The organism is Clostridiales bacterium (assembly GCA_012512255.1).
Taxonomy (GTDB): domain Bacteria; phylum Bacillota; class Clostridia; order Christensenellales; family DUVY01; genus DUVY01.
Map to the genome: position 1 here is coordinate 19,122 of JAAZDJ010000023.1, position 10,297 is coordinate 29,418.

Genomic DNA, 10,297 nt, shown 5'->3' on the forward strand with positions numbered 1-10,297 from the left:
AAAAACTATATTTTTAATTAAAAGCGCGCTCTTAAAGACCGTGTTTGTCTATTTATTTGGAATATGATTATACCATTGCTTAACGGCTTATTTTAGTTATTGGTATCGTTATAATAGCCGATAAGAGCTTTTGCAAAACTATTGCCGAATTCTCTTAATTCTTGGGGCATATAAGGTTCTTGTCTATGTCCAAAATAAGGCACTTCAAAAGTAAAAGCCAGTTTCGCGCCCGATTTGCCGCAAAATCTCGAAAATGTCGGGGGCGCGCCAAGATTCCAATCTTTGCCGTGGACGATATTGTTTTTTGGCAAATATTGGATGCTGCATTTGTCTTTTTGGTTTTGTTTTTCCAAATATGAGGAAAATATCTCTTGCGCGGTATTATACGGCGCTTCCATCTGGATTAAACTCATATGGTCATGTATTCCGTAATACTTCGCAGGGCAATGCAAATCAATGCCATATAATAATGGCTTTGATTTGATAAACTCTTTCAAAAACCTTATAGTGGGATAAATCGGCTCGTCAGTATAATCACGGTTATGGTCGTGGGGTTGGCGGTCTTTGCCTTGAATATTTTTATGTTCTTTTTTTGGGCTAATCTTCTAAAAGTAGGATAATATAACCAGTATCTGCAAAACAAACGCTATTATAATCCGCCTGCGCGTTAAGGCTGCTTATGACGCTGAAATTTTTGGCTGTTATTTGCATTGATTTTTTCGCGCCTTTGCAATTTATACAAACAAGCATTTTTTGGGTTTGGCTCTTTCTTGAGTAAACCAATATATCGTCCTCATAGCCGGACAAAAACTCTATTTCGCTGTCAGCCCATAACGCTGAATATGTTTTTCTTATGTTTATTAATTCTTTTGTGTAGTTTAAAATGCTGCCGCCGCATTTTTCTTGACGCTCCACCGTATATCTGTCGTCGTCGTGGACGGGAAGATAGATTTGGTCGGCGCGCGAGAAGCCTTTATTTTTTGTCGTGTCCCATTGCATAGGCGTGCGGCTGCCCGTGCGGTCATATCCGCCGTCCTTTGACAAGCCTTCTATATAGCGCATGCCTATCTCATCGCCGTAGTAAATAAAAGGGACTGATTTGATAGTCAACACAAAGGCCATTGCCGCAATTATCTCCTCGTCCGTCCTTCCGATGCTTATTCTGCTCAAGTCATGATTTCCCGACGGGATGCTTAGATAGCCTTTTCCGTTTAAAGCGCTTATATAGCTCAAATATTCGCTAGCGAAAGGCTCAAAAGACGCCGAGCTGTTTTTCCTGAAATAGCTTTGCCCTTGGTAAGGCCCGTAGGCTTTGACATCTTTTTCGTATCTGAACAGGCTGTTGTATCCCTGCCCTCTGATATGAATCATAAAATCTATGTCAAACTTGCCTTTTGCCACGGCAACGGGCGGATTGCACCACTCTGAAACAAATATAGCGTCGGGATACTTTTGCTCAATGCGCGTTATTAATTTGTCCCAAAGCCAAGCGTTAGCTTCGCCGTTGTCGTCGCCTTTTATAAGCGAGTCCGCCATATCCACTCTAAACCCGTCCGCGCCCTTGCCCAGCCAAAATTCCATTATGTCTATAACCAAATCGTGCATTTTTTCAAAGCTTTTGTCCAAATAGTGCTTTTGCCAAGGCTTTTGCGGGTTGACAAAGCCAAAATTTAAAGCCGGCTGGAAGGCGAAAAAGTTTGTTATATAATTGCCGTCGCGCTCGGCCGTTCCGTTTACCATTTTATAATCCAAACGGTTTTCCCATACGCAATCCGTCCATATGTAATAGTCCGAATACTCGTTTTTTTCTTTTTTGGACGACTGGATAAACCATTCGCATTGGTCGGAAGTGTGGCCTACGATCAAGTCCAATATGACTTTTATGCCCATTTGGCGCGCGGCCTCAAACAATCTAACCAAATCCTCGTTGGTTCCAAACCTAGGGTCAACCTTATAATAATCAATCACATCATAGCCGCCGTCCCTGAAAGCCGACTTAAAACAAGGGTTAAGCCATATTCCGTTGCATCCGAGTTTTTGGACATAATCCAATTTTTGAATAATTCCGTTTATGTCGCCTATGCCGTCGCCATTGCTGTCATAAAAGCTGGTGGGGTAAATTTGATAAAAAACCGCGTTTTTTAGCCATTCCTTTTTTTGCAATCTAGCCATGTATAATGATATCTCCTTTAATAATGTCCCATTATTGCGAATTCTTTTTTTTCCTAAGTATCCTCTTCGCGATTACGCTACTAAATATCTTCCTCCTCAACGCCTGTGGTTGAGTATCTTTTTATCAGCTTATGTTTTAGGATAATTGTTTTGTTTTTTGTTTGGGATTTTTTTAACTTGGCATACAAAAGTCTAAATGCTTCCGCCCCTAACTCTTCCCTGGGCTGCATAATGGTCGTAAGGGAAGGGTTGTTCATCTTGGCGTATGTCAAGTTGTCAAAACCGCAAACAGCCACATCTTGAGGAATTTTAAGTCCCGCCCTTAAGAATACTTTTATAACCCCAAAAGCTATTTGGTCGGTTACCGCAAAGATAGCGTCAGGTTTTAGGTTGGAGCCCAAGATTTGCTTGGCCGCCCTTAAGCCGTCCTCATAATCGTAATACTCGTTATCAAAAATCAATTCGGGTATAATTTCAAGTCCCGCCTCTTGCAAGGCGCGCATATAACCTTGTTTTCGCAAATGGCTGGAAGTAAAGTTGCCCCCGATAAAAGCTATTTTTTTCTTGCCTATCTCTATCAAGTGGCTCACGGCGTCATAACCGGCTTGCTCGTTGTCTATATCAACTTGGCTGCAATTAAAGTTATTTGACTCGCAACACACAACAGCCGGTATATCGTCAAAATTGGGGACAACCTCGGGCTTGCCGGGCGAAATCAAAATAATCCCGTCCGCCAGCTTTTTTCTAACGGAATCCATAAAATTTTTGTATCTTTTGTATTCGTTATAAGTTTCGCAAATCATTATGCTTATTCCGGTCTTTATGGATTCTTTTTCTATGCTTTGGACTATCTTGGAATAAAACGAGTTGTTAATTGACGGCAACAAGACATACACGACATTACTGGCAAGCTGGCGCAAATTCCTGCCCAAAAGGTTGGGCACATAACCCATTTCCTTTATGGCAGCCAAAATCTTTTCGCGTGTTTTTGGGGCGACATTGGAGTCGCCGTTTATTACCCGCGAAACGGTCGCCACGGAATAATTGGTCTTTTTTGCGACATCTTTAATGGTCATTATGTTTTGCGCCCTTTATGTAATCGTTTACATTATATCATAAATTTTTTTATTTGTAAATATAAATTCTAAATATTTTTATGTTTTTCCCAATCTTTTGGCGGCTTCTTTGCCGGCCGCCTCGCCCGTCGCCAAACACGCGGGCATGGCGCGGATGCTGCCCTGGACATACTCATCGGCGCTGATTATGCGTCCCGCGACCAAAAGGTCCTGAAAGCCTTTGGGAATAAGACATCGCAAAGGTATTTCGTAATATTCGCCTCTTTGGTAGTTTTTAAAATAGTCGTTATTATTTTGGTTTTGTTTTAAATATAACTCGTTAAGCTCTTTGGAATGCACGTCCAAAAAGTAGTCGTTTTTGGCTATGGCGTCTTGGAATTTTCGCCTGTTGATATAGTCGTCCAAACTAAGAACATATTCGCCCATGACGCGATAGCTCTCCCTTATGCCCAACGCGGCGGCTGTGGAAATAATTACCGCGTTGTCAAAGGCTTTTGTATATTTTTTTAGGGCCGATAGATATTCTTGGGCCATTTTTCTGCCTAGAATAAGGCCTTGGCTGACTGAGAACCCGTCGTTGACATCAATATTTTCTATATAGCCGGCGTTAAAAGCCACAACGCCGCGCGCGATTTGTTTGCTGCAAAAATGCGCGCTCTTAATATTGGGGAAGTTATCGTCTTTTATAATCTTGTAAATCGGGCTTTGGGGATTGTTGGCGTGCAAATAAGCTTCGTCATATAGCCTGTCGTCCACATTGGCTAGGACAAAACATAATGTGGACGGCTGTTTATGTTTGCTTTCCAACAACCTTGCGCCTAATAACCTGGACAGCAAGGCGTTGCCCGTGAAATCAATCAGTATCCTCGCGCCAAACTTGACAAACCCCTCGCCCGTCCATACGGCAACTTCTCTATCGCCTATTCCGCCTTTAGCGTCCGTTAGGCTGGAACAAAGCAAAATTTGGCAGCCCGCGTCTTGAAGCTTTTTTTCATAAATTACTTTTAAGTTTTCATGGTTAATGGGCGCCCATTCTTCCTTGTCGCCGTATTCTATTGTCAACGCGTTGAAGCTTGCCTCGTAGATTTCCAATATCAAGGGCGAATATAATTCTTTATGGACCGGGCACCATGACGGCACAAGCCCCGCCGCGCCCATTCCGCCAAGGCAGCTGTTTCTTTCTATAATAAGCGTCTTAAGGCCGCTTCTTGCCGCCGCCAAAGCCGCGGCGCATCCCGCCGGCCCGCCGCCCGCGACTATCACATCAAAACTGTTTTTCATAAAATCTCCCGCGGTCGTATGATTTTGGCGATATTTTTGGCCTTTAGGTATTCGTTATTTTGGGCGTTTTCTTGCGTTATAAAACATACAAAGTCTTCGCCCTGTTCTTTTAGCTTAAAAAACTTATCCCCAAAATACCAGCCGAAATTTTTATTGGATTGCTTAAAGCTGTCGTCAAGCAATATCGCCGTTTTGCTTGGCTGTCCGTTTTTTGTGTTTTTGTACAATGATATCGCTTTTTGATAGGCTCTGCCCGCGGGCTTTAACTTGTTTTGGACAGTAAACAAGCCAAGCCCGTATTCAAGCTCGTCAAAAACCTCGTATTTTTTGTCTATATCGTGGGAACACCAAAAAGTAATACGGTCAACCTGAGGGCAGCGCAATGTGTTTTTTATAAACCTTAAAACAAATTCCTCAATATCTTGACCTTGGGCTAGCCACAGTTTTGAAATGCCGAATTCTTGGATATTTATCTTTTTATCAAGTTCAGGCGAATACGCCTCGGCTAAAAATGCGCAAAATTCGCCCAAATGCAAAGATTGCTTGGAAAACGCCCCGCCTTGATATCTTGTCGCGCCCGTAAATTCTATCCATGTATGCAACGCCGTCGCAGTTCCGAAAGAAGCTAGGTTTCTTCGTAAAAAAAACTTATCCTCAAACCACGGCTGGTGGTCGCAGCCTATAACCACGCTTTTGTTTTGGTAATGCTCGCTGCAAAAAGATTGGATAACCTTAAGCCAATCGTCCCCTTCCTCTTGCGAAAAATTGCTTTTGGGCGCGTTATAGTAAGCATACATATTTATCTCGTTGCCGATGTCCAGCCCGTAAAACGCGGGATGCCGGCAAAAGGCCGATAATTGTTTTAGAAAAAACAGTTCGCCTTTTATTGTTTGGCCGTTAGTAAATATATTGCCTTTTTGGGCGTATTTCGGCAAAAACCAAAGCCCGCTTAGCCAACCCGTCAAAGCCGCCAGTTCTATTTCAAGCCCAATCTCTTGGGCAAGGTCCAATACCTTTTCAAGCCTTTCCATATATATAGTATTTACCTTATAGGGCTCGGGCTGGAACAAATCCCAGCGTAATTGAAGCCTTAAATGCCGTATGCCTATCTCTTTGAGCGCGCTAAAATCGTCCTTGTAACTTTCCGTGTCTTGTCCCCATTCAAAATACCAATCGGAAGAAGGAACATAATTTGCCCCAAAACTTATTTCTTTCATTTTGCCGTCCCTAAGAATATGTTCGTAACATAAGAGAGCGCTCTTTCTTTGTCTTTTAAGCCCAAAAGCGCTTTTACCCTGCGCCCGTAAAACCTTGGTATTGTGTAGCCATTTTTGGTACCTATGATTTTTATGTCAGCCTTAATAAAATTTTCGGCGTCCATCAAATACAATATCGGCAAAATATCATACAAAATTCCGCTTGAGGCGTCTTTGTCATACTTAATCGCGCCGCCTATATAATTTTGGTGCCATTCTTGGTAATAATCAAGCACAGTCTTGATAACTATATTGGAAGAATTTTTTAGCGCCGCGAAATACTCCCCGTCTATTATAAAATCGCGGCAAACATCCAAAGGCGCCAAAACTATTTCAAACCCCGACTTCAAAACGGTTTGAAACGCCTTGGGCGCGCATCGTATATTATACTCTGCGCATGGAGCGCTTTGGTTGATATAGCCTTGATAAACGCTCCCGCCCATTATGATAATGCGGCATTGGTCTTTTAGGTCTTTGTATTGGGCAACGAATCGGGCTATGTTTTCAAGCGGACCTAGCGCTATTATGTTTTGGACGCCTTTTTTGACCTGCTCGGCTATGCAAGCGGGCGCGTCTTGTAACGCGTCTGGTTTTAAGTCTTTAACGCGCCCGTAATGCGGCTTGCTGTCGTTGCGCTTTAATTCTATTCCTTTGGCCAAGGCGGTATTTTGATTACCTGTCTTGGTCAAAAAATCATAAGCCACTCTTACTTTATATTCTATATCGGCGTAACAAACGGACACCAGCCTGATGTCAAACATATCCGAGGCGATAGCAAGCCCCAGCGCCCAAATATCGTCAATATCGTCGCCTATGTCGGTGTCAATTACTATCGGGATTTTGGTTTTCATTTGTTTGCTTCCTTATTAAATAAGTTTTTGTCGTCTTGGATATTTAGCTTAGCGTATTTATACAACAATCTCGTGTCGGCGTTTGCGCCTTTTAGATATTTATAGACCATAACGCCTTTGGCCTTAGGGATTATGCCTGTTTTACTCTGCGGCGAGGTATAGAGCCCGAAAGTCTTTTCCATGCCGGGCCCCTTCTCCCAGTCCAAAAGCCTGAAAATATGCACCGTTTCAACATAAGGCAATCTTTGCTTGATCGCTTCCAAATCGCCTATCAAACATCCCGCCTGCCTGACGTCCGAATCCCGCCTCGGCAACCCAAACTTGACCAAGTCGTCGTCATAATATCCGTATTCGGTAATAAATACCTTAATGCCGTCGTCTTGATGTTTTTTGGCTACATTATATATATAATCGCATGTTTCAACCAAATAATCCGAATCGCCGCTAAAATTATAGGGATGCCACGATAAAATGTCAAAATAGCTTCTCAAATTAGCATCCGGCGTTCTGCCCGTGGGATATTTGCCGCTTAAGATGTTGACATAAATCCTGTCTATAAAATCCGCCGCGACAAACCGATCACCCGCCGGCGACGGCATCACGACCAGCGCTTGAGGGTTGGCGGTCTTTATTCCAAGCGCGCAATAATAGCACAAGTCCGTGACAAGCTGCGCTTTTTCGTCAACAGTAAAGGTCGTTTCGGGCGTAGCGTTGTTTTCGTCATAACCCAATTTGGCGACAAATCTATCCACATTGACTTCGTTGCCTACTTCCCAAAATTTGATTTCGGGAAAAGTTTTGGCTATCAACTCATAGCTTTGCGCCTGCAATTCCATGAAGGGAATATAAAATTTGCTGCCGTAAGAGGGAAAGGTGTTTTCGGCGGGGCTGTCGGCAAAGTTTTTTGGATATAGGTATCTGTGGCTCATAGCCGTAAGATGGGTAACTCCCCCCTTGATTAATTGCCCAATCAATTCCTTATACATCGCGATTTTGTCAGGTCTTAAAACGGGTTTGCCGCAATCGTCCAAAGTTAGCAAATCGCTGTTGTGCATCCAAAGCCGCATGGACTTAAAGCCCGTTTTAATTACCAAATCCACGGTTTGTTTAGGATCAACCGCGGGGTCAACCGCGCCCTCAAAGATTTCGCATACGCCAAAATAAAATTCCCTGTAGTTTTTCATTTGTTTTTCTCTCCCTTTTTTATCTTAGGTATATCATAAGATTGTTATTATTTTTATTTTATCAGCGCTTTTTTTGGGAATTTTATATAAAATGTAATCGTTTACATTGGATTATACCATATCGCCGCCATAAAAACAATGGATTTGAAGATGTTGTTTTTTTATTTTTTTAACTATCCTGCAATGCTTGCGTTTTGTATGGTTGTTTGGTTTAAGCGCCCCTGCCCTGATAGTTGGGTTATTTTTTAAGTTATATTTTTCGCGGTTTTTTAAAGTTATAAGAAAAATAACTTTTAAAAAGAGCGCAATATTTGGATTTTTATTAGGTTTTATTAAAAAATGAACTTAAGGCTTATGATAATTTTTATACAAAAATTGACTTTGCAAATGATTTAATATACTATGGGTATATTAAGAATATATATAAGGGGTTTTAGCTATGTTAGAAGTAAAGAATATCACCAGAATTTATAAGCCCAAAAAGGGCGTGCCTGTAAAGGCGTTGGACAATGTAAGCCTCAAATTCCCCGAAAAAGGAATGGTCTTTATTCTTGGAAAATCTGGCAGCGGAAAATCCCCCCTTCTTAATGTAATGGGCGGACTTGATAGATGCGATTCTGGCGAGATAATAATCAAAGGGAAATCCAGCAAAGACTTTACCCAAAACGATTTTGACAGCTACCGCAATACATATTTGGGTTTTATTTTTCAAGAATTTAATATCTTAAACGAGTTTACCGTAGGGGCGAATATAGGGCTTGCTTTGGAACTTCAGGGCAAAAAAGCGACTAACGAAGAAATTAACAGGATTTTGGAAGAGGTTGACCTTGTCGGCTATGGCGACAGAAGGCCTACTGAATTATCCGGCGGACAAAAGCAGCGCGTGGCTATAGCAAGAGCCCTTGTCAAAAACCCCGAGATCATCCTAGCGGACGAGCCCACGGGCTCGTTAGACAGCAAGACCGGCATACAAGTTTTTGAGACATTAAAAAAGCTGTCTAAAGACAAGCTGGTTATTGTCGTAACGCATGACAGGGAATACGCCGAGTTTTACGGCGACAGGGTCATAGAGTTCAAAGACGGCAAAGTCATAAGCGACATAGAAAAATATTTGGCCCCGAGCTTTAGAAAAAACCCGTTTATAAGCATTGTGGACGATAAGATTATCTCGGTCAAAAAAGGCTACCAACTAACCGCCGAAGACGTGGCGCTTATCAATAATTATATCAGAAACCATAACGCCATAATATCAATAGACGACCGAGCCAACGAGGACCTTAAAAAATTCGCGAGAATTGACTCAGAAGGCAACAAGGAAGCCTTTAAAGACACCGACGAGAGCAAGATTCATATCAGCAAGGACAAGTCTTTTAGGCTGATCAAAAGCCGCCTGCCTTGGAAAAACTCTTTTAAAATCGGCGCGAGCGGGCTTAAGTCCAAGCCGTTTAGGTTGGTTTTGACCATATTATTGTCCGTCGTCGCTTTTACAATGGCGGGGCTTACGGACACAATGGGTTCTTATGACAAATATGCGGCGACGACCAGGTCTTTTATTGACAGCAAGATTGACACCTATGTTTTGCAAAAACAAAAAACCATATACGAAGAAGAATATGATTATAATTACTCTATTGACCTATTTGCGCAAGATGAAGATATTCAGCTACTAAACGACAAAACAGGACTAAAATTCAAAGGTTTATACAAGCCGCAAAACTTATATCTTGATTTTATTAATTACGCTAATGATAAATCCCAAATATCAGGTTTATATGGGGGGGCTTTTGGCGAAATATCTTTGAGCGGTTTTTATGAAATAACTCAAGATGATGTAAATGATCTTAGTTATACTTATACAGGGACATTGCCCGATAATCATAACGAAATAGCCATAAGTCAATATGTTTTCAACTTATTCAAAACTTGCGGATATAATAATAATCGCGGTTTGATTATAAAAGCCGAGGAAATTACCAGCATAGAAAGTTTTTTAAATAAAAACCCAATGTTATCTTTTGGAGATATGGACTTTATCATTACAGCGGTTATTGATACAAAATTTGATTTTGAGCGTTTTGAATTATTGAACAATTTTGATACGATAGACATTTCTTATTATATAAAGCTTGAAGAGTTACGGCAAACCGTTATGTATGGTTACCACGGTATGATTTTTACTTGCGAAGATTTCGCCGAACATATAATGGGAACCAAAAATATCGGCCTGGAATTATATAACGCGCATATAGAATTTGAATTGGAAACTGAAGAAAGTAATAAACTTGCCGTAAGAAGCGCTTTAAAATACGACGATGTGCCGGAAGACAACAAAATATTCTTTGACGGAAATAAAACCAAACTGCAGCCAAACCAAATCATTATCCCCGCCACAATCTATTCAGATTGGTTAAGGAATGAAATGGAAAGAAAATATCAAGCAGACGACGCTCCTCAATGGTATAAAGATTATGAAGAAG

Annotated in this window: 8 protein-coding genes; 1 reads left to right on the forward strand and 7 read right to left on the reverse strand. The window is 41.5% G+C overall.

What is annotated here, in order from left to right; translation table 11 throughout:
• Nucleotides 1-92 precede the first annotated feature (92 nt).
• The 7 genes from GX756_01125 to GX756_01155 all read right to left on the reverse strand — a co-directional run bounded on the left by GX756_01125 (nt 93) and on the right by GX756_01155 (nt 7,820).
• Entirely contained in the window at nt 93-497 is a 405-nt protein-coding gene (locus tag GX756_01125; protein ID NLC16471.1) for a hypothetical protein, read from the reverse strand.
• 100 nt (nt 498-597) lie between these two features.
• Nucleotides 598-2,172, reverse strand: coding sequence for a glycosylase (locus GX756_01130; GenBank protein ID NLC16472.1), 1,575 nt, complete (start codon nt 2,170-2,172; stop codon nt 598-600).
• An 80-nt stretch (nt 2,173-2,252) separates the two neighbouring features.
• Nucleotides 2,253-3,248, reverse strand: a complete 996-nt coding sequence (locus tag GX756_01135; protein ID NLC16473.1) for a LacI family transcriptional regulator — start codon at nt 3,246-3,248, stop codon at nt 2,253-2,255.
• 78 nt (nt 3,249-3,326) lie between these two features.
• Entirely contained in the window at nt 3,327-4,529 is a 1,203-nt protein-coding gene (locus GX756_01140; GenBank protein ID NLC16474.1) for an FAD-dependent oxidoreductase, read from the reverse strand.
• Nucleotides 4,526-5,746, reverse strand: a complete 1,221-nt coding sequence (locus GX756_01145; protein NLC16475.1) for a cellulase family glycosylhydrolase — start codon at nt 5,744-5,746, stop codon at nt 4,526-4,528. The genes GX756_01140 and GX756_01145 overlap by 4 nt, the downstream gene beginning before the upstream one ends.
• Entirely contained in the window at nt 5,743-6,636 is an 894-nt protein-coding gene (locus GX756_01150; GenBank protein ID NLC16476.1) for a nucleoside hydrolase, read from the reverse strand. The genes GX756_01145 and GX756_01150 overlap by 4 nt, the downstream gene beginning before the upstream one ends.
• Entirely contained in the window at nt 6,633-7,820 is a 1,188-nt protein-coding gene (locus GX756_01155) for a hypothetical protein (GenBank protein ID NLC16477.1), read from the reverse strand. Before GX756_01155 ends, GX756_01150 begins: the two co-directional genes overlap by 4 nt.
• A 439-nt stretch (nt 7,821-8,259) precedes the next feature.
• Here GX756_01155 and GX756_01160 point away from each other — a divergent pair.
• On the forward strand, nt 8,260-10,297 hold a 2,038-nt coding region (locus GX756_01160), incomplete at its 3' end, for an ABC transporter ATP-binding protein (protein NLC16478.1).

What these genes read in the sequence shown, in the direction of transcription:
- GX756_01155 (NLC16477.1), bottom strand. Translation starts at nt 7,820, where the DNA reads ATGAAAAACTACAGGGAATTTTATTTTGGCGTATGCGAAATCTTTGAG.
- GX756_01135 (NLC16473.1), bottom strand. Translation starts at nt 3,248, where the DNA reads ATGACCATTAAAGATGTCGCAAAAAAGACCAATTATTCCGTGGCGACC.
- GX756_01140 (NLC16474.1), bottom strand. Translation starts at nt 4,529, where the DNA reads ATGAAAAACAGTTTTGATGTGATAGTCGCGGGCGGCGGGCCGGCGGGA.
- GX756_01150 (NLC16476.1), bottom strand. Translation starts at nt 6,636, where the DNA reads ATGAAAACCAAAATCCCGATAGTAATTGACACCGACATAGGCGACGAT.
- GX756_01145 (NLC16475.1), bottom strand. Translation starts at nt 5,746, where the DNA reads ATGAAAGAAATAAGTTTTGGGGCAAATTATGTTCCTTCTTCCGATTGG.
- GX756_01130 (NLC16472.1), bottom strand. Translation starts at nt 2,172, where the DNA reads ATGGCTAGATTGCAAAAAAAGGAATGGCTAAAAAACGCGGTTTTTTAT.